Annotated in this window: 18 protein-coding genes and 1 pseudogene; 1 reads left to right on the top strand and 18 read right to left on the bottom strand. The window is 67.5% G+C overall.

Going from position 1 to position 19161, the window contains the following annotated elements; all coding sequences use genetic code 11:
* Positions 1-186 precede the first annotated feature (186 nt).
* The 3 genes and pseudogenes from rpsI to QQM39_RS16915 all read right to left on the bottom strand — a co-directional run.
* Complete coding sequence (gene rpsI, locus QQM39_RS16905; RefSeq protein ID WP_019754544.1) at positions 187-699, bottom strand: 30S ribosomal protein S9; 513 nt, start codon at positions 697-699, stop codon at positions 187-189.
* Between the two features lie 42 nt (positions 700-741).
* Positions 742-1185 (bottom strand): 50S ribosomal protein L13, encoded by a 444-nt coding sequence (rplM, locus tag QQM39_RS16910; RefSeq protein ID WP_010036634.1) that lies wholly within the window; start codon positions 1183-1185, stop codon positions 742-744.
* 1146 nt (positions 1186-2331) lie between these two features.
* Positions 2332-3462 (bottom strand): annotated as a pseudogene (locus tag QQM39_RS16915) (glycosyltransferase 87 family protein); the annotation flags it as partial.
* A 70-nt stretch (positions 3463-3532) separates the two neighbouring features.
* Between QQM39_RS16915 and QQM39_RS16920 the strand changes: the two are divergent.
* Positions 3533-4423: a hypothetical protein gene (locus QQM39_RS16920; protein ID WP_301997664.1), complete on the top strand. Its 891-nt coding sequence runs from the start codon at positions 3533-3535 to the stop codon at positions 4421-4423.
* A gap of 120 nt (positions 4424-4543) precedes the next feature.
* Here QQM39_RS16920 and QQM39_RS16925 read toward each other — a convergent pair whose 3' ends face one another.
* The 15 genes from QQM39_RS16925 to secY all read right to left on the bottom strand — a co-directional run bounded on the left by QQM39_RS16925 (position 4544) and on the right by secY (position 19016).
* Positions 4544-5308 (bottom strand): polyprenol monophosphomannose synthase, encoded by a 765-nt coding sequence (locus QQM39_RS16925; RefSeq protein WP_301997665.1) that lies wholly within the window; start codon positions 5306-5308, stop codon positions 4544-4546.
* Complete coding sequence (locus QQM39_RS16930) at positions 5305-6648, bottom strand: UDP-glucose/GDP-mannose dehydrogenase family protein (RefSeq protein WP_301997667.1); 1344 nt, start codon at positions 6646-6648, stop codon at positions 5305-5307. Before QQM39_RS16930 ends, QQM39_RS16925 begins: the two co-directional genes overlap by 4 nt.
* A gap of 38 nt (positions 6649-6686) precedes the next feature.
* Complete coding sequence (locus QQM39_RS16935; RefSeq protein WP_301997668.1) at positions 6687-8549, bottom strand: glycosyltransferase family 39 protein; 1863 nt, start codon at positions 8547-8549, stop codon at positions 6687-6689.
* Positions 8549-9571, bottom strand: a complete 1023-nt coding sequence (locus tag QQM39_RS16940) for a glycoside hydrolase family 26 protein (protein WP_301997670.1) — start codon at positions 9569-9571, stop codon at positions 8549-8551. Before QQM39_RS16940 ends, QQM39_RS16935 begins: the two co-directional genes overlap by 1 nt.
* The gene (locus QQM39_RS16945) at positions 9571-10986 is read right to left on the bottom strand and encodes a glycosyltransferase family 2 protein (RefSeq protein WP_302003613.1); all 1416 of its coding nucleotides are present in this window, start codon (positions 10984-10986) and stop codon (positions 9571-9573) included. Before QQM39_RS16945 ends, QQM39_RS16940 begins: the two co-directional genes overlap by 1 nt.
* A gap of 419 nt (positions 10987-11405) precedes the next feature.
* A complete protein-coding gene (truA, locus tag QQM39_RS16950; protein ID WP_301997671.1) occupies positions 11406-12272 on the bottom strand; it encodes a tRNA pseudouridine(38-40) synthase TruA in 867 nt (288 codons plus the stop codon).
* Positions 12273-12417: 145 nt separating this feature from the next.
* Complete coding sequence (gene rplQ / locus QQM39_RS16955; RefSeq protein WP_301997672.1) at positions 12418-12927, bottom strand: 50S ribosomal protein L17; 510 nt, start codon at positions 12925-12927, stop codon at positions 12418-12420.
* 192 nt (positions 12928-13119) lie between these two features.
* Complete coding sequence (locus QQM39_RS16960; protein WP_069171149.1) at positions 13120-14142, bottom strand: DNA-directed RNA polymerase subunit alpha; 1023 nt, start codon at positions 14140-14142, stop codon at positions 13120-13122.
* A gap of 152 nt (positions 14143-14294) precedes the next feature.
* Positions 14295-14699, bottom strand: coding sequence for a 30S ribosomal protein S11 (gene rpsK / locus QQM39_RS16965; RefSeq protein ID WP_003956432.1), 405 nt, complete (start codon positions 14697-14699; stop codon positions 14295-14297).
* A 70-nt stretch (positions 14700-14769) separates the two neighbouring features.
* On the bottom strand, positions 14770-15150 hold the full coding sequence (gene rpsM / locus QQM39_RS16970; protein WP_128433137.1) for a 30S ribosomal protein S13: 381 nt from the start codon (positions 15148-15150) through the stop codon (positions 14770-14772).
* 228 nt (positions 15151-15378) lie between these two features.
* A complete protein-coding gene (rpmJ, locus tag QQM39_RS16975) occupies positions 15379-15492 on the bottom strand; it encodes a 50S ribosomal protein L36 (RefSeq protein ID WP_003998809.1) in 114 nt (37 codons plus the stop codon).
* Positions 15493-15552: 60 nt separating this feature from the next.
* Positions 15553-15774 carry a translation initiation factor IF-1 gene (infA, locus tag QQM39_RS16980; RefSeq protein WP_003948620.1) on the bottom strand — a complete coding sequence of 74 codons (222 nt, stop codon included), beginning with the start codon at positions 15772-15774 and terminating at the stop codon, positions 15553-15555.
* 271 nt (positions 15775-16045) lie between these two features.
* The gene (map, locus tag QQM39_RS16985; protein ID WP_301997674.1) at positions 16046-16882 is read right to left on the bottom strand and encodes a type I methionyl aminopeptidase; all 837 of its coding nucleotides are present in this window, start codon (positions 16880-16882) and stop codon (positions 16046-16048) included.
* Positions 16883-17040: 158 nt separating this feature from the next.
* Positions 17041-17703, bottom strand: coding sequence for an adenylate kinase (locus QQM39_RS16990; protein WP_301997675.1), 663 nt, complete (start codon positions 17701-17703; stop codon positions 17041-17043).
* Positions 17703-19016, bottom strand: coding sequence for a preprotein translocase subunit SecY (secY, locus tag QQM39_RS16995; RefSeq protein ID WP_301997676.1), 1314 nt, complete (start codon positions 19014-19016; stop codon positions 17703-17705). Before secY ends, QQM39_RS16990 begins: the two co-directional genes overlap by 1 nt.
* Positions 19017-19161 lie beyond the last annotated feature (145 nt).

Below are 19161 nucleotides of genomic sequence, written 5' to 3' on the forward strand. Positions count from 1 at the left end.
CGTCCGATCATCCCATCGCCCGATCACACGAGCCCACAGGCACACGAGCACACGAGCACACGAGCACACGAGCACATCAGCCTTTGAACACCTTGTGCCGTTATACGCCCAAGCCTGTGAGAAAACGAACGCCCCGGCGGCACTGTGGCGTGCCGCCGGGGCGTTCGGACGTACAGGCAGCGAAGCTTAGCGCTTGCTGTACTGCGGGGCCTTGCGGGCCTTCTTCAGACCGGCCTTCTTGCGCTCGACCGCACGGTCGTCGCGCTTGAGGAAGCCGGCCTTCTTCAGCGGGCCGCGGTTGTTGTCGACGTCGGCCTCGTTCAGCGCACGGGCGACACCGAGACGCAGCGCACCGGCCTGGCCGGAGACACCGCCACCGGCGATGCGGGCGACGACGTCGTAACGACCTTCGAGCTCAAGAACCTTGAACGGCTCGTTGACCTCCTGCTGGTGCACCTTGTTCGGGAAGTAGTCCTCGAGCGTCCGCCCGTTGATCTTCCACTTGCCGGTGCCCGGAACGATCCGAACACGAGCAATGGCGTTCTTACGACGACCCAGGCCGGCGGCGGGCTGGGGCTCACCGAAGCGCGAGGCGAGGGACTCGGAGGTGTACTCGCCCTCCACCGGAACCTCGGACTCGGTGGTGTAGCTGTCGATGTCAAGCTCTTCGAGCGGCTGCTCGGCAGTGGTCTCGGCCACGATTCTCCTCAGATTCTCTTCAGTCTTAGGGGGTGGCCGGACTTACTGCGCGACCTGGGTGATCTCGTACGGCTGCGGCTGCTGCGCGCCGTGCGGGTGCTGGTCACCCTTGTAGACCTTCAGCTTCGAGAGCATCTGACGGCCCAGAGTGTTCTTGGGGAGCATGCCCTTGACGGCCTTCTCGATGGCCTTCTCGGGATTCTTGTCGAGGAGCTCGTCGTAGCGGACGGAGCGCAGACCACCCGGGTAGCCGGAGTGGCGGTACGCCATCTTCTGGGTCCGCTTGTTGCCGGACAGGTGCACCTTGTCGGCGTTGATGATGATGACGAAGTCACCAGCGTCGACGTGCGGCGCGTAGATCGGCTTGTGCTTGCCCCGGAGGAGCGTCGCGGCAGTGGTGGCGAGACGGCCCAGGACAACGTCCTGAGCGTCGATGACGTGCCACTGGCGCGTCACATCGCCGGGCTTGGGGCTGTACGTACGCACGGTTCGTAGCCTTCGCTTCGAGTGAATGGTCCTGAACAGGTCACCGAAACGATCACGACAGCCTGGACCGCACGGCGGCGACGCATACCGCGTACGTGGGGTCGCTGGTCATCGGCCCGGTGGACCGGTGTAAGGGCCCGTCCCGTGAGAATGAGCAAGCCAATACACAACGAACATGCAGGATACCTGCGGCGCCCGGGCCCGGTCAAAATGGCTTGGCTGCGGCAGGCCGTCGCTGTCCGGCACCCCAGCGTAGACGCCCCGCCCGGGGGCTGCCGCCCCCGCCCCCCGCTTCGGCCCTGAAGGGGCCTCGTCCTCAAACGCCGGACGGGCTGAATGGTGCGGGCCGGAGCCAGAGGGGGCCCGGCGATTCACCGACGCCGAACGGCCTGGGACCGCCTGGACCGCCCCTCCGACGAGGACGCCACCTGGCGCCGGGAAGCGGCCACCCCTGCCGGGAAGCGACGATCAGCGGCCCGGCATCGCGGATCACCGAAGGCCGACCCAGGCAGGGCGGCGACCACACGCAGGAAAGCGGCCCGGCGGAGGCACGCGCCCAGCCCCGGAAAACGACCCTGCGCAGGAAAGCGCCCCGGGCAGAAACCAACATCCAGCCGAGGACAGCGACCCCACGCAGGAAAGCGACCCCGACAGAGATCAGCACCCCACCCCGTACAGCGACCCCACGCAGGAAAGCGACCCCGGCCGAGGCCTGCACCCAACCCAGGAAAACGACCCCACGCAGGAAAGCGCCCCCAGCAGAAACCAACACCCAGCCGAGGACAGCAACCCCACGCAGGAAAGCGACCCCGGCCGAGGCCTGCACCCAACCCCGGACAGCGACCCCACGCAGGAAGGCAACCCCGGCAGAAACCCGCGCCCACCCCGGGCAGCGCCCCTCGAGCACCAGGCCCGGCACCGACGCTCACTCCCCCACCCCGGGCACCCCCGACGCCCCCGACGCCCGCCTCTTGGCCGACCGAGTCGGGTGGGTGGGTGGGCAACCCCCCGGGGTCTGGGGGCGGAGCCCCCAGCGGGGTCCAGGGGCGGAGCCCCTGGCGGGGTCGAAGGGGCAGCACCCCTGGAGGACGGGACGGGTAGGGGCGGCGGGGGCGAGAAAACCCGGCCACTCCCGAAACAGCGAACAGCCAACGTCACCGCCAGCCCACACAACGTCACCGCATCCCGGAACGCCCGCCGCTGAACCGCCTCCAGATAAGGCCAGGTCACCCCAGGCAGCTGCGGCACCAGCGCCATCCAGAACCACACCCCCCGCCCAACCGCCCCCTCATACGGCAACCCCGCCAACAGCACCGGCACGACAACGAGCAGATAGTGGTCGTACGACGGCCTGGAGACCAGAAACGCCGAAAGCATCAACATCGCCGCGGTCTCCGCAAGACACAGCGGACCACCCACTCCGCCCCCCTCACCACACCGCCGCCACCGCCGCCACGCACACCAAACCCCCACCCCCGCAGCCCCCAGCCCGATCCCCCCGGCCACCGCCCCCGGCACCCCCACCCTCGGCAGCACAGCAACCAGCGACGCCTCATACAGCCGTACAAAGCCGTCGTCGCCCCGCAGCAGAAACGGCAACGTACGAGTGAGGAACCCCACAGGATCCGGCAGCAACAGCGCCGCCCCCACGGACGCCACCACCGGCACCCCGACCATCACCACCAGCCCCCGCCACCGCCCCGCGAACACGAACAACAACCCCACCGGCGCCAGCAACGGCTTCAACGCGACCGCCGCTCCGATCACCACCCCCGCAGCCACCCACCGCCCCCGCCCCGCCAGCAACAACCCCAACGGCAGGGCAAGCACCGCCGTCGCCGTCCAGTTCCCCAGCAGAACAAGGTGCGCGAACGGCGCGAACCCGACCGCGAGGCCGACCAGACCGAGGACGGCGAAGCGACTGCGCAGCCCGACGCCGTACAGCCGCAGCGCGCACCCCCACCCACCCACCAGGCACCCGGTCACCACCACCGGCACCAGCACGGCCAGCACATCCCGCGGAACCAGCACCTGAGGAGCCGCCGCCAGCACCGCGCTCGGCAAATAGAGGAAGTGGGGGTCGTCATACGGCGACCCCCCGGCCAGCCAGACCCGCGCCGCCCGCACGACGATGGCGTTGTCCATCCCTCCGTCCGAGGTCACACGCGCCGTACGCGCCGCGAGAGCGCCCAGGACGGCCCCGAGCACCACCCACAGATGCCAGCTCGCCCGCCGCACCAACCACCCGGAGATGTCGCTTTTGTACTCACTCACCATGTGAACGCTAGGTGCGCATGGGCCTCTTGAGGCAGACCGGCACGCCCTCGTCCCGTCTAAGATGCGCCCCATGAGCTTCGGGCAGCAGGGGGGACCCCAGTCCCAGTGGGATCCCTGGAAACCGCATTCCCAGCAGCCGTGGACCAGCGGCGCCGACGAGACCCCGGACTGGGCCGCACTCGCAGAGGCGTCCGAGACCCGCAACAAGCGGCGTCGGCTGCTGTTCATCGGCGGCGGCGCACTGGCCACCGTCGCGATCGGTGCCGCCGTCGCCGTGGCCGTGGTGTCGGCGAACGACAGCAACTCGGCCGCGAACAACCCGGCTTCCGGCAATCCCGCGACCGGGAACGTACCGGGCGAGACGACCGGCCCGGCCCCGTCGTTCGAGTCGACGAGCGCTCCGCCGCCGCTGGATCCGAGGGACTTCGTCTCCAGCAAGAGCAAGGACACCGCCCCGCTCGGTGCTCAGATCCTCTTCCCGGGCACGCAGCTGACCGTGGCCGACAACACGGTGTACAAAAAGGGCGCGACCGACGACACGAAGAGCTGCTCCGCGGTCACCAGGGGAGGACTCCCGAAGATCCTCACCGCCAACGACTGCACCCGCTTCCTGCGCGTCTCGTACACCAAGGACGGCATCGCGACGACGATCGGCGTGGCCGTCTTCGACACCGCGGCGCAGGCCACCAAGGTCAAGAGCCAGGTCGACACCGACGACGACATCATCAGGTCGCTCTCCGGCAAGGGCATCAAGGACTTCTGCACCGCCGCCGTCTGCCTCTCGACCTCCAACTCCTACGGCCGTTACGCCTACTTCACCATCACCGGCTTCACCAGCGGCAAGGACATGACGGAGAAGGACACGGACGCCTACCAGGTCAGTGACAACCTGGAAAGCTTCACGTTCAGTCAGATCCGCAAGCGGGGCGAGACGCAGGCGTCGGCGGCGGCCAACGAGTAGCGACGCCGGACGAGTAGCGACGCCGGACGAGTAGCGACGCCCGACGGACAGCGAGGCCCAACGCACAGCGAGCCCCAACGGACAGCGGCGGCCGACGGACAACCGGCCGCCGCCGAGAGCTCACCTGTGCTTCAGGCGCAGCCGAATCGGCACGACCGCCGACTCCAGCTGCGTCTTCAGCGTCATCTTCGACACACCTTCCGTCCGCTCCTCGAAGCGGATCGGGATCTCCACGGCGCTGTGCCCGGCCCGCACGGCCTTGTACTTCAGCTCGACCTGGAAGCTGTAGCCCGCGCTGTCCAGGGTGGCCAGGTCGAGGTCGCGCAGGGTCGCCGCCGACCACAGGTTGAAGCCGGCCGTGATGTCCCGGATCTTGGTGCCGAGCACGGTACGGGCGTAGCGGTTGGCGAACCGGGACAGCAGGACGCGGTGGATGCCCCAGTCCTCGTCGAGCGAGCCGCCCTCCACGTACCGGCTGCCGACGACCAGGCCCACCCCCGAGGCCACGGCCGTCCCCAGCATCCGCGGCACCGCCTCCGCCGGGTGGCTCCCGTCGGCGTCCATCTGGACGACGTACGCGGCGCCCTCCTCCAGCGCGGCGCTCATGCCCGCGACGTACGCCCGCCCCAGACCGTCCTTCTCGGTGCGGTGCAGCACGCTCATCCGGCGCCGGCCGTCCCAGTTGTACTTCTCGGCCAGCTCCTCGGCGATCCGCCCGGTGCCGTCCGGGCTGGAGTCGTCGACGATCTTCAGGTGCAGCCCGTCGACCGGCAGCCCGAGCACCAGCTCGGCCATCCGCGGCAGGTTCGCGGCCTCGTTGTACGTCGGCATGACCACGGTGACCGGTACGCCCGGGTGTCTGTCGTGGTTGTCACGTCCCGTCATGGCTTTCTCTTTCCCTCCCCCAGGAGCCCCTGCCGAGGCCCCTCCCCAACGGGCGCGGGCCTTCCCAGCGCCCGGAACCGCCAGCCCGCCGCGGTCCAGCGGTCCGCGTCGAGCACCCCCCGCCCGTCCACGATCAGCGGACGGGAAACCAGCGACCGGGCCCGCGCCGGGTCGATCTCCCGGAACTGCGGCCACTCGGTCAGATGCAGCACGAGATCGGCGCGTTGCAGCGCCTCCTCGGCCGACAGCGCGTACCCGAGGAGCGGGAAGGCCTTGCGGGCGCTGTCCATCGCCTCGGGGTCGTAGACCGTGACGTCGGCGCCGTCGAGGCGCAGCCGCGCCGCCACGTTGAGCGCCGGCGAGTCACGGATGTCGTCGGAGTCGGGCTTGAAGGCGGCACCGAGTACGGCGATACGGGCGCCCAGCACCGTTCCCCCGCACCACTCCCGCGCCACCTCGACCACCTTGTCGCGCCGCCGCATGTTGATCGCGTCCACCTCGCGCAGGAACGCCAGCGAGACCCCCAGCTCGTCGGCGCGGTGCGCGAAGGCACGGATGTCCTTGGGCAGGCAGCCCCCGCCGAAGCCGACGCCGGCGCGCAGGAACTTCTTCCCGATCCGGTCGTCGTACCCGATCGCCTCGGCGAGCACGCCGACGTCGCCGCCCGCGGCCTCGCAGACCTCGGCCATCGCGTTGATGAAGGAGATCTTGGTGGCGAGGAAGGCGTTGGCGGCCGTCTTGACCAGCTCGGCGGTCGGGAAGTCGGCGGTGACGAGCGGGATCCCGGCGGCGAGGACGGGGGCGTACACGTCCCGCAGAATCGTTTCGGCCCCCTTCGACCGCACCCCGAACACCAGCCGGTCCGGCCGCAGCGTGTCCTCGACGGCGAAGCCCTCGCGCAGGAACTCCGGGTTCCAGGCGACCTCGACACCGGCGTACGTCTCCGCGAGCCGCCCCGCCGTCCCCACCGGCACGGTGGACTTGCCGACCAGCAGCGCGCCCGGCCGGGCGTGCGCGGCGACGGCCGCGAAGGCGGAGTCGACGTACGTCAGATCGGCGCCCTCGGACCCCTTGAGCTGAGGCGTCCCGACACACACGAAGTGCACGTCGCCGAAGGCCCCGGCCTCCGCGTAGTCGCCCGTGAACCGAAGCCGCCCGCTCGCCGTGTGCTTCGCGATGAGCTCGGGCAGCCCGGGCTCGTGGAACGGCACGCGCCCGGCCCGCAGCGCGGCGACCTTCTCGGGGTCCACATCGACACCGAGGACCTCGTGGCCGAGCTCCGCCATGCAGGCGGCGTGGGTGGCACCGAGGTAGCCGGTGCCGATGACGGTGAGCCGCATGAGTACGGCCTTTCTTGCTTCAACGCGAACGCGCGCGCTCAGGAGGTCTTGATCCAGATGCGGTACTCGCTCGTGCCGTTCGCGTTGCGGAACGGGATCTCGGCCAGCAGCCGGTAGTGCGAGTTGCCCTTGGCAGCGGCGGCGACGATGTCGTCGACCCTCGGGTTGGTGAGCCCGTCGAGGACGATCAGGTCGAACTTGCCGGCCTTCACCGCCGCCGTGTAGGCCTCGTCGCCGCCGTAGTACTTGCCCTTCGCGTCCTTGTACTCCATGCCGAAGAGGCTGTGCCACTGATGGTGGCTGGACTTGTCGTACAGGTAGTAGACGGGCACCTCGGGCGTCGAGGCGAGGTATTCGCCCTTGGAGTCCACATGGGACTCGATGGCGTTGATCATCTTCGTGGAGTCCGGCCAGATGTCGAAACGCCAGTCCGCCTGCTGGATGCCCAGGCACAGCACGGCGGTCCAGAGCATGATGCCGAGCTGGGGATAGCGGAAGTGCGCGCCCATCAGGCGGCTGACTCCCACACCGGCCATCGGAGCGGCGAAGAGCAGACCGAAGCCGACGTGCTTGAACAGCGAGACCACGGTCCCCAGATGAACCTGGTACGCCGGTGCCAGCACGGCCGTACCGCACAGCACCAGCCCGAGCAGGGCCCGCCAGCGCCAGCCGGGGTTACCGAGCCGCAGCGCCAGCGGCGACTCGTTCATACGGCTGCGCCGCACGTACGAGATGGCGCCGCCGACGGCGGTGAGGAACATCAGCCCGCCCCACTTGGCGGTCTGCTCCAACAGGAACTCGACGGTGTCCGTGCCATGGGCACGGTCGGTGGTGGTCTGCCGCACACCGGCCATGAGGTCGGTGGTGTACATCCCCGCCGCCAGCAGACCGCCGATGCCGAGGGCGAGCACCACCATCCGCACGAAGGCACGGCGGCCCTTGTGCGGCCACGCGGTGAGCAGCGCCAGCACGACGATGGTCGGCAGGTACAGCGCGGACGCGTACTTCACCCCGACCGCCAGCACCCCGAAGGGTGCGGCCAGCAGTACGGCGATCACGGGCGCCCGGTCGGTGCGTACGACGATCCAGGTGGTCAGGGCCAGCAGGAAGACCGCGGCCGCGTCATAGGTGGCGAAGTAGCCCATGACGACGGTCGACTGGAGCACCGCGAACAGCGCGGCGGCGGCCAGCGCGGCCCGCTCGTTGAACAGTCGCCGGGTGAACGAATACAGCAGCCCCGTGGTGCAGAGCATGAAGAACAGGCTCAGGGTCCGCGCCCCGGCGAGCCCGAACTCCGCGTCCACGATCGCGGCGAGTACGGGGTAGAGCTGCGGTGAGCCGGAGAAGTACGCGGCGTAGTCGCGAGGCAGCTCGGTGCCGCCCAGCATGTGGTCCAGGTGGGCATGGCCGGCCGCCAGGTACAGCGCCTCGTCCTGGAACGCGGTGTTCGACAGACGCAGCGACAGCGCCGCCTGGATGACCATGATGCACAGCAGCACGACCCGGCTCACCCAGGCCCGCCGCCTGCTCGCCGCCATCTCCCAGCCGGCTTCCGGCGTTTCGGGGATGTGGTACTCGGGCTCGTCGTCCGGCACCTGCTGGTACTGGACCGTGCGCAGCGCGTACGTCGGCTGGTCGGCATGGTCCTCGTGCCGGCCGTGCGGCTGCTGCGGGATCTGCGTCGCGTACGGGTCCTGCTGGTACCGCTGGTCCTGGTACGGCTCCTGGTCCTGCTCTCGGTGCTGCTCCTGCTGGTAGCCGTACTGGCCGTCGTCGTACGCGGGACCCTGCTGCCGGGAGCGCCGCCCGTTCGAGTTGAACCGCGTGGACGCCGACTCTTCCTCGGCGTACGGATCGTAGGGCTGAGGCGTGTAGTGCTCGTGTCGGGAGTTGGAGTTCATCACGGCTTCCGTACGTCGAAGCCGAAGCTGTCGTCGGCGGCCAGACGCTTGAACTCCTTCAGCGCCAGCGGGCTCGCCTCCAGTCGCCAGTCGGCACGCTTTTTGTGGTTGAACCAGATGAAGCCGAGCATGTCGTCGTCCGCCGCGACGCCCGCGAACAGATTGCGGATGTCGGCGCGCCGCCGCTCACCCGCCATCGCGGCGGTCTCCAGCAGGATCACCGGCTTCTTGGTGAAGGTGCGGACCTGGTCCCGGGTCGGCCCGAAGACGCTGTCGAAGGCGCCGTCCTCCTCGATCGTCCAGTAGCCGATCAGCCCGACCCAGTCGACGTAGGCGTCGCCCGGGTAGTACGGCTTGAGCTTGACGCTCTTGACCGGGTTGACGATGTTGGGCGACCAGGCCCAGATGACGTTCGAGGCGCCGGCGTCGATGAAGGTCTCGTGGATGTGCCGCCAGGCGGCCACGTAGTCCTTGGAGGTCACGTTCTTCGTGCCCCACTTCTCCCAGTGGCCGTTGAACTCGTCGGCGAAGGAGATCACGACGGGCAGGTTCAGCCTGCGGACCGCCGTCGCGTACTCCTTGAGGTACGCGTCCGACTTGCCCGCCGCGATGTCCGCGATCGGCGTGTCGAAGGGCTCCCACGACATCAGCGTCATGGCGCCCTCACGCCAGGCGTTGCGCACGCCGGTGGCGTCGAAGCCGTCGCCCCAGGCGGCGTAGTACTCGATGAGGTTCGGCTGCTTGCCGACCATCTTCGTGTACGTGTCCACGCCCTTCATGGAGTTCGGCGCGCCGTCCACCGCGGCCCCGAAGTACTTCTTGTCCGGTTTCAGGAGCGGTACGACGTCGTAGGGCACCTCGGCCTCGGGGCTCGCCGAGGTGTCGGCCCCGGCCTTGCCCTGCTCACTGGTCCCCGAGGAGCCGCCCGAGTCCTCACCGAGGACCGAGCAGCCGCTGAGGGCGAGCACGCCACTGAGCAGACCGGCCGCCAGGGCCGTACGGGTACGGCTGAACAGCTGCATCAGGCGACCGCCTTCTCGCGGGGCTGGACCAGGACACGGCCCACGACGAGGGCGTAGAAGAGCCCGGAGGACAGGATCAGGGCGAAGTCCGGGGCGTCCATGGTGAACGTCCGGTAGACCGCTCCCACGACCCAGATCAGCGCGGTGCCACCGCTCCAGACCCACATGCCGAGCCAGAAGCGCCGGGTCTTGTTCTTCTTGGCGCCGGAGGAGCCGGTGGGCTGCCAGCCCATGCGGTTCTTGCGCAGGATGTCCCAGATGGCGAAGACGTGCGCCCAGCCGTACATCATGCGGGCCGCCCAGGCCTCCAGGCGGTAGGGCGCCTTGTGCCACATCGGGAAGATGATCGTGGTGTAGATGATGCTGGGCAGCACCAGGATCAGATGCTCGACCATGAGCTTCTCGGGCATCATCAGCAGCAGCACGATCGGGATGACCGGGGCGGCGAAGGTGAACAGCGCCGTGTGGATGTAGTAGAAGAACCCGGACATGTAGCACAGGCGGCTGGAGAGCCTGATCTTCGCCTGCCAGAACTTCCGGCTGCCGAGCAGGCTCATGGATCCCGAACACCAGCGGTACTGCTGGTTGAAGAAGGCGCCCGCGGTGTCCGGGCACACCCCCGTCGACACGGCGACCGGCACGTACCGCAGATCCCAGCCGAGCCCCCGCAGGTCGAACCCGGTGTGCACGTCCTCGGAGTGCTCGATCAGCGTCGTACCGCCGTTGGTCTCCAAGGCGGCCCGCCGATACACAGCACAGCTACCCACACAGATCGCGCCGTCACTGCCCTGCCGCGACACCTGCACGGACCGGTAGAACAACTCCTGCACCGCACCCGCGCCGCGCTCGATCCAGTTCTGCGAGTCCAGCACCCGGAAGTACTGCGGCGACTGAACGATCCCGATGCGCGGGTCCGCCTCCATGTACGGCAGCAACTCCTGGAGCAGGTCGGCGCGCGGCGTGAAGTCGGCGTCCAGGATCAGGATGTACTGGCCGTCGGACTGCCCGAACCCGAAGTGCAGGTTGCCGGCCTTCTTGAACCAGCCGCGGTTCTCCCGGGTGCCGTAGCGGAACCCGAAGTCCCGGGCCATGGCGGCCAGTTCGGGGCTGGCACCGTCGTCGAGCACGAAGGGCACGCACACACCCGGATACCGGTCGGCCATCTCCCGCACATGCCGCCAGGTGTTGTGCAGCACCTCGATGGGCTCACCGCACACCGGCAGGAACACATCCACGCTCGGGTACACCTCGGGCCGCCAGTTGTGCACCAGCCGCTTGTGGTGCGCGATGTCGAAGTCCCGGGTGAACCCGTTCACCCGCAGCGACACCAGGTAGTAGATGACCGTGAAGACGAGCAGCGGTGTGTAGATCCACAGCACCGGCGTCGACTGGGCCAGCTTGAACTGGCTCACCACCAGGCAGCAGAAACTGACCAGCGAACTGATCGTCAGGATCCACAGACGCCGGCGCGCGTAGGAGTACTTCTCCCTGTCCGTCGGCGGCAGCGGCAGCAGCCCCAACGGGGCACCTTCACCCCGTCCCGCCTTCCGTCGTCCACCGGCGTTGTTCTGGCGCGCGGTTCGGCGCCCCCCAGTCCGCGCAGGACCAACTGAACTCATGCAAAACCCACCCCCGGGCCCGGATACGGCCCGTTGACCCCCACCCCTACTCGGCCTTCCCCATGTCGATTTCTCGAACAACGGCCGAGCAGCTCGAACCAACGGTCGAGCGACGAAAGGCTATACGAGAGGTAAGAAGGTCGTAAGAGGGAACTAGGGGACTTACGCCAGGTAAGTCCCGACATGAGCGCTATCCGACCTCAAATGTCGGGTAACTAACAGGTTTCGCATCCGGACGTCCCGGGCAGGGATCGCCTGTTTCGCGCTTCCTTGTTCCGCGCCGCGAGCAACTCGTCGGCGGGATACCCGACCTCTTCGAGCGTCAGCCCATGGGGCCGAACGACATGTACGGCCGAGTCCCGTACGCCGGCGGCGAGCACCTTGCCGGGCCAGTCGGTGGGCCGGTGCCCGTCCCCCACGAACAGCAGCGCCCCGATGAGCGACCGCACCATGTTGTGGCAGAAGGCATCGGCCCGAACCGTCGCGGTGATGATCCCGTCGTCCCCCCGCACCAGACTCAGCTCCTGCAGCGTGCGGATGGTGGTGGCCCCCTCCCGCTTCTTGCAGTAGGCAGCGAAGTCATGCTCACCGAGCAGCGGCCGCGCCGCCTCGTTCATGGCCTCGACGTCGAGGGGCCAGTCGTGCCAGAGGACATGACTGCGCAGCAGCGGATCGACACCGCCGGGATTGTCGGTGACGCGATACGCGTACCGCCGCCAGACGGCGGAGAACCGCGCGTTGAACCCACTGGGCGCCTCCCTGAGGGCCCACACCCGCACATCCTTGGACAGCCGCCCGGCGAGCCGCTTGAGCAACTTCTCGTGGTGCTCCCGCCAGACCGACTCCGGCAGATCGACATGCGCGACCTGCCCCCGCGCATGCACACCGGCATCGGTCCGCCCCGCCACGGTCAGTTCGTACGTCGTACCCCCCGACCGCGTGACGGTCCGCAACGCATCCTCGATCTCCCCCTGCACGGTCCGCTTCCCACCGGCCTGCTTGGCCCACCCGTGAAACGCGGCCCCGTCATAGGACAGATCAAGACGGACACGGACGTAACCGGGTGCTGCTTCATCACTCACGTACAGATCCTCTCAGGTACACAAAAGCGGGCCCGCTCCTGTGAAAGGAACGGACCCGCTGAGCGCCCCGTAAAGGGGCGCGGGGAACTGCGCGAGCAACCACGACGAGGCCGCAGCCGCCGAACGAACAGGCCCCCGCAGACGCTTACGCGTCCTTGGACTCCTCAGCCGAAGCCTCCTCGGCCTCGTCGGCCTTGGTGACGTCGACCTTGGTCTCCTCGACGGCCGGCGCCTCGGCGTCCTTGGCGGCACGCTTCGTCGCCGCCTCGGCCTCACCCGTGGCCTCCTGCGCAACCGTCAGCGCCTCGACCAGCTCGATGACAGCCATGGGCGCGTTGTCGCCACGGCGGTTACCGATCTTGGTGATACGGGTGTAGCCACCCGGACGGTTCTCGTACCGCGGGCCGATCTCGGTGAAGAGCGTGTGGACGACGCTCTTGTCCGTGATGACCTGGAGCACCTGGCGGCGGTTGTGAAGGTCGCCCTTCTTCGCCTTGGTGACCAGACGCTCGGCGTACGGCCGCAGACGGCGGGCCTTCGCCTCGGTGGTGGTGATACGGCCGTGCTCGAACAGCGCCTTCGCGAGGTTCGCGAGGAGCAGCTTCTCGTGCGCGGCGCTGCCGCCCAGACGGGCACCCTTGGCGGGCTTCGGCATGGTGTTTCTCCTAGGTGTCTGCCCCGGCCGTATCAGGTACCGGGGTCAGTATCCGAGCAGGCGGTCGCCTGTCGGAGATCCGGGCGCCTTTTGCAAGGCGCCCGGAGAACCCGCGCCCCAAAGGGGCGCGGGGAACTGCGCGACCAGCCACAGCCGGCCCGCAGCCAAAATCCGGCCGTCGGTCCCGAGCTCTTAGTACTGCTCGGTCTCGACGAACCCGGCGTCCGCGTCGTCGTCGGCGCCAAAAGCGTCGGCGGCGGCCGTCGGGTCGAATCCGGGCGGGCTGTCCTTCAGGGCCAGGCCCATCCCGGCCAGCTTCGCCTTGACCTCGTCGATCGACTTCGCACCGAAGTTACGGATGTCGAGCAGGTCGGCCTCGGAGCGCGCGACGAGCTCACCCACGGAGTGGATGCCCTCACGCTTGAGGCAGTTGTACGAACGGACCGTGAGCTCCAACTCCTCGATCGGCAGCGCGAGGTCGGCGGCGAGGGCGGCGTCCGTGGGGGACGGGCCCATGTCGATGCCCTCGGCGTCGATGTTGAGCTCACGGGCGAGACCGAACAGCTCGACCAGCGTCTTACCGGCCGACGCCATGGCGTCACGCGGACGCATCGCCTGCTTGGTCTCGACATCGACGATCAGCTTGTCGAAGTCGGTACGCTGCTCGACACGCGTCGCCTCGACCTTGTACGTGACCTTCAGCACCGGCGAGTAGATCGAGTCGACCGGGATACGACCGATCTCCTGGCCCAGCTGCTTGTTCTGCACGGCGGAGACGTAACCACGGCCACGCTCGACCGTCAGCTCCATCTCCAGCTTGCCCTTGCCGTTGAGCGTGGCGAGGACGAGGTCGGGGTTGTGCACCTCCACACCGGCCGGCGGCGCGATGTCGGCGGCGGTGACCAGACCCGGGCCCTGCTTGCGCAGGTACATCACAACGGGCTCGTCGTGCTCGGACGACACGACCAGCTGCTTGATGTTGAGGATCAGGTCGGTGACGTCCTCCTTGACGCCCGGCACGGTGGTGAACTCGTGCAGGACACCGTCGATACGGATGGACGTGACCGCCGCACCCGGGATCGAGGACAGGAGCGTACGGCGCAGGGAGTTGCCGAGGGTGTAACCGAAGCCCGGCTCCAACGGCTCGATCACGAACCGGGAGCGGAACTCGTCGACGACCTCTTCGGTCAACGAGGGACGCTGAGCAATCAGCATGTGTGGATCAGATCCTTCTTTCGTGGACGCCCGCTATTTGACGCCCGACGGGACCGCCCCCGGCAAAAGGGACGGGTACTGCAAGGGTACGGGCGATACGGCGCTTTTACGGCGCCGTACCGCCCGAATCCCGAAGACCTACCGGCCGTACGTCAGACGCGACGACGCTTCGGCGGACGGCAGCCGTTGTGCGGGGTCGGGGTGACGTCCTGGATGGAGCCGACCTCGAGACCGGTCGCCTGAAGCGAACGGATCGCGGTCTCACGACCCGAACCCGGACCCTTCACGAACACGTCGACCTTGCGCATGCCGTGCTCCTGGGCGCGGCGGGCAGCCGACTCGGCGGCCATCTGCGCGGCGAACGGCGTGGACTTCCGGGAGCCCTTGAAGCCGACGTGGCCGGCGGAGGCCCAGGAGATCACGTTGCCGGACGGGTCCGTGATGGAGACGATCGTGTTGTTGAACGTGCTCTTGATGTGCGCGTGGCCGTGAGCGACGTTCTTCTTTTCCTTGCGGCGCACCTTCTTGGCAGCGCCCTGACGACCCTTGGGGGGCATCTAGTAACTCCTACGGGGAGGTGGTCGGTCCTACAGCGAAGACCGCTGATGAAGCGTTGTCCGCTGAGGACTACTTCTTGCCCGGCTTCTTCTTGCCGGCGATGGCGCGACGCGGGCCCTTGCGGGTACGAGCGTTCGTGCTGGTGCGCTGACCGCGGACGGGCAGGCCGCGACGGTGACGGAGACCCTGGTAACAGCCGATCTCGACCTTACGGCGGATGTCGGCCTGGATCTCGCGACGGAGGTCACCCTCGGTCTTGATGTTGTTGTCCACGTACTCGCGGATCGCGACGAGCTGCTCCTCGGAGAGGTCGCGAACGCGGGTGTTCGGGTTGACGCCGGTCGCTGCCAGCGTCTCCTGCGAGAGGGTCCGGCCGATGCCGAACACGTAGGTGAGGGCGACCTCCACGCGCTTGTCGCGCGGGATGTCAACACCGGAAACGCGTGCCATTCAATGGCTCCTGGTGATCTTCGGAGGTCTTCCGCAGAACCGACTCCCAGCCGCCGGCCTCTTCACGCTGTTCAAAAGAGCAGCCAAAGATTAGGTACGAACTGGGTCCCCAGCCTCCGAACCGGGGGTATCAGGCGATCGCTCGCCTGGATTCTGCGTATGAACATATTCAGCTCGCGTCGCGCGAATCTCTGCGATATCGATGCAGAGGGAGTGGACGATCGTGCGTCAGCCCTGGCGCTGCTTGTGGCGCGGGTTCTCGCAGATGACCATGACCCGGCCGTGACGGCGGATCACCCTGCACTTGTCGCAGATCTTCTTGACGCTCGGCTTGACCTTCATTAGGTGAGGTTCTCCGGGTCAGTGCCATCGCCTCGGGAGGTCCCGGGGCGGGGGCAAGATCTACTTGTACCGGTAGACGATCCGGCCACGCGTCAGGTCGTACGGAGACAGCTCCACCACGACCCGGTCGTCAGGGAGGATGCGGATGTAGTGCATACGCATCTTGCCGCTGATGTGTGCCAGGACCTGGTGGCCGTTCTGGAGCTCGACCTTGAACATGGCGTTCGGCAGAGACTCGACGACAGTGCCCTCGATCTCGATGGCACCTTGCTTCTTGGCCACGCTTTGCCCTTCGGAATCGACTACCTTGATCGACTCCCCTGCGTCCCTTACGGGCGCATGCAGACATGCGAGTGCACGAGAGCCGACGAGTCAGTCTACGTCAGCGCTCCCGGAAACACGAATCGAGAGATCCTGCCCCAGAGGACAGATCGTTAAGCGCGTCCCAAAGGGGCGCGGGGCTGTGTCGATATGCGGCTCCGCCGCGTGGGCACGACAAACCACAGCGGCGCCGCAGCCGCCGGACAGCAGCAACCCGCTCCCCCGTAGGCGCTCAGGCCAACGGATCCGGCGCAGCAACAATCCCGTGCTCAGCCAATTTCGCCTTGCCCCCGTCGGGAGCCGTCAGCACAAGCGGCCCCTCCACGGTCAGCGCGACCGAGTGCTCCCAGTGCGACGACCACGTGCCGTCCGTGGTGATGACCGTCCAGTCGTCCGAGAGGACCTCGGTCTTCGGCGTGCCCAGGGACACCATCGGCTCGATCGCCAGGCAGAAGCCCGGGACCAGCTTCGGCCCCTTCCCCCGCCGCCGGTCGACGTAGTTCAGCAGATGCGGGTCCATGTGCATCTCGGTGCCGATGCCGTGGCCGCCGTAGTCCTCGATGATCCCGTACTTGCCGCCACCGGGCTTGGGCTGCCGACGGATGTACGTCTCGATGGCGCGGGAGACGTCGACCAGACGATTCCCCTGCTTCATGGCCGCGATGCCGGCCCACATCGACTCCTCGGTCACCCGGGAGAGCTCGATCAGCTCCGGGGCGTGCCCGGACCCGACGAAGGCGGTGTACGCGGCATCGCCGTGCCAACCGTCGATGATCGCGCCGCAGTCGATGGAGATGATGTCGCCGTCCTTGAGGACGACGTCCTCGGACGGGATGCCGTGGACGACGACGTCGTTCACGGAGGTGCAGATGGTCGCCGGGAACCCGCCGTAACCGAGGAAGTTCGACTTCGCGCCGTGCTCCGCGAGCACCTTGCGGGCGACCTCGTCCAGATCCTTCGTCGTGGCCCCGGGCACCGCGGCCTCACGGGTGGCCGCGTGAATCGCGGCGACGACCAACCCCGCCTCACGCATCTTGGCGATCTGCTCGGGGGTCTTGATCTGCACCATGGGGACGGGGGCCTTTCTTGGACCGGATAAGGGGACTGCTTCAACCATAAGGGCGGAGCGGGAACCGCAAGGGCGGGGCCGGCGCGCCCACCCCACGCAGCAGCCGCGGCCCCCGACAGGGAACCGCGGCCTGAGCTACGTACGAGCTACGAGCGCTCCTACTTGCTGTCCTCGTCGCGCTGAAGCGCCTCCATCGCGCGAGCCGTGACCTCTTCGACCTTGCCCAGCGCGGAGATGGTGACGACCAGCCCCTGCGCCTTGTAGTAGTCGATGATCGGTTCGGTCTGCGTGTGGTAGACCTCCAGCCGCTTGCGGACGGTCTCCTCGGAGTCGTCGTCCCGCTGGTACAGCTCGCCGCCGCAGACGTCGCAGACGCCTTCCTTCTTCGGCTGGCTGTACGTGACGTGGAAGACGTGGCTGGAGTCTTTGCGGCAGATCCGCCGCCCGGCGATCCGCTTGACGACCTCTTCCTCGGGGACCTCGAGGTCCAGGACCGCGTCCAGCTTCATGCTCTCGGACTGAAGCATCTCGTCGAGCGCCTCGGCCTGGGACACATTGCGCGGGAAACCATCCAGCAGGAACCCACCCTCGGCGTCCGGCTTCTCCATGCGGTCCTTGGCCATCCCGATGGTGACCTCGTCCGGCACCAGGTTGCCCGCGTCCATGTAGGACTTCGCGAGCTTCCCGAGCTCCGTCTGCTGGCTGATGTTGGCGCGGAACAGGTCGCCCGTGGAGATGTGCGGGATCGACAGGTTCTTGGCCAGGAACGCGGCCTGCGTTCCCTTACCGGCACCCGGCGGCCCGACGAGGACGATACGCATCAGCGGAGGAACCCTTCGTAATTGCGCTGCTGGAGCTGGCTCTCGATCTGCTTCACCGTTTCGAGACCGACACCCACAATGATCAGGATGCTGGTACCACCGAACGGGAAGTTCTGGTTTGCCCCGAAACCAGCCAACGCCATCGTCGGCACGAGAGCGATCAGGCCCAAGTACAGCGAGCCCGGCCAAGTGATCCGGTTGAGCACATACGAAAGGTACTCAGCGGTCGGTCGGCCAGCCCGGATGCCCGGGATGAAGCCACCATACTTCTTCATGTTGTCCGCGACTTCCTCGGGGTTGAACGAGATGGCCACGTAGAAGAACGCGAAGAAGATGATCAGGAGGAAGTAGAGGACGACGTGCGTCGGAGCCTCCGTCCTCGCGAGGTTCGCTTCGATCCAGGACTTCCAGCCGGAGCTTCCACCGGCGAACTGCGCGATCAATGCCGGGATGTAGAGCAGCGACGAGGCAAAGATCACAGGGATGATGCCCGCCTGGTTGACCTTCAGCGGAATGTACGTCGACGTGCCGCCATAGGACCGGCGGCCGATCATGCGCTTCGCGTACTGCACCGGAATACGGCGCTGGGCCTGCTCGACGAAGACCACCAGGCCGACCATGAACAGACCAACGGCGATGACGACACCGAACTCGATCCAGCCGCCCGCCAGGTTGCCCTGCTGCTTGATGGACCACAGGGCCGACGGGAAGGTCGCGGCGATCGAGATGAACATCAGGATCGACATGCCGTTGCCGATGCCCCGGTCGGTGATGAGCTCACCGAGCCACATGACGGTGGCCGTACCGGCGGTCATCGTGATGACCATCACGATGGTGGTGAAGATCGAGCGGTCCGGCACGATCTGACCGGCCACCTGGCAGTTCGGGAACAGCGAACCGCTGCGGGCGGTGGCCACCAGGCCGGTGCCCTGCAGGATCGCGAGCGCCACGGTCAGATAGCGGGTGTACTGCGTGATCTTCGCGGTGCCGGCCTGGCCCTCTTTCTTGAGGGCTTCCAAGCGCGGGATCACGACGGTCAGCAGCTGCAGGATGATGCTCGCCGTGATGTACGGCATGATGCCGAGCGCAAAGATCGTGATCTGCAGCAGCGCGCCACCACTGAACATGTTGACCAGACCGAACAGGCCCGTGTTGGTGCTCGCCTGGTCGATGCAGGCCTGAACGGCCCTGTAGTCGACGCCGGGGATCGGAATGTGTGTACCGATCCGGTAGATCACGATGATGCCGAGCGTGAAGAGCAGCTTCTTGCGCAGGTCGGGCGTCTTGAACGCCCGGGCGAACGCGGTGAGCACGGTGCCTCCTGCGACCCCCGCGCTACTGCGTCAAGGGTGACGGTCTTGAGGATCGACTAATGGGAACGACTTAGCTAACGGTCAACTGCCGCTCAGAGTGCCCCACAGGAAGCACTCCGTAAAAGTGGGCAGTGCAGGCCACCTT

The organism is Streptomyces sp. DT2A-34 (assembly GCF_030499515.1).
Taxonomy (GTDB): Bacteria; Actinomycetota; Actinomycetes; order Streptomycetales; family Streptomycetaceae; genus Streptomyces.

Excerpts from the sequence above, each read along its gene's own strand:
- QQM39_RS16920 (WP_301997664.1), top strand. The coding sequence starts at position 3,533 with ATGAGCTTCGGGCAGCAGGGGGGACCCCAGTCCCAGTGGGATCCCTGG.
- QQM39_RS16940 (WP_301997670.1), bottom strand. The coding sequence starts at position 9,571 with ATGCAGCTGTTCAGCCGTACCCGTACGGCCCTGGCGGCCGGTCTGCTC.
- rplQ (WP_301997672.1), bottom strand. The coding sequence starts at position 12,927 with ATGCCGAAGCCCGCCAAGGGTGCCCGTCTGGGCGGCAGCGCCGCGCAC.
- rpsK (WP_003956432.1), bottom strand. The coding sequence starts at position 14,699 with ATGCCCCCCAAGGGTCGTCAGGGCGCTGCCAAGAAGGTGCGCCGCAAG.
- map (WP_301997674.1), bottom strand. The coding sequence starts at position 16,882 with ATGGTGCAGATCAAGACCCCCGAGCAGATCGCCAAGATGCGTGAGGCG.
- QQM39_RS16990 (WP_301997675.1), bottom strand. The coding sequence starts at position 17,703 with ATGCGTATCGTCCTCGTCGGGCCGCCGGGTGCCGGTAAGGGAACGCAG.
- rpsM (WP_128433137.1), bottom strand. The coding sequence starts at position 15,150 with ATGGCACGCGTTTCCGGTGTTGACATCCCGCGCGACAAGCGCGTGGAG.
- QQM39_RS16935 (WP_301997668.1), bottom strand. The coding sequence starts at position 8,549 with ATGAACTCCAACTCCCGACACGAGCACTACACGCCTCAGCCCTACGAT.
- QQM39_RS16960 (WP_069171149.1), bottom strand. The coding sequence starts at position 14,142 with ATGCTGATTGCTCAGCGTCCCTCGTTGACCGAAGAGGTCGTCGACGAG.
- rpmJ (WP_003998809.1), bottom strand. The coding sequence starts at position 15,492 with ATGAAGGTCAAGCCGAGCGTCAAGAAGATCTGCGACAAGTGCAGGGTG.
- QQM39_RS16925 (WP_301997665.1), bottom strand. The coding sequence starts at position 5,308 with ATGACGGGACGTGACAACCACGACAGACACCCGGGCGTACCGGTCACC.
- QQM39_RS16930 (WP_301997667.1), bottom strand. The coding sequence starts at position 6,648 with ATGCGGCTCACCGTCATCGGCACCGGCTACCTCGGTGCCACCCACGCC.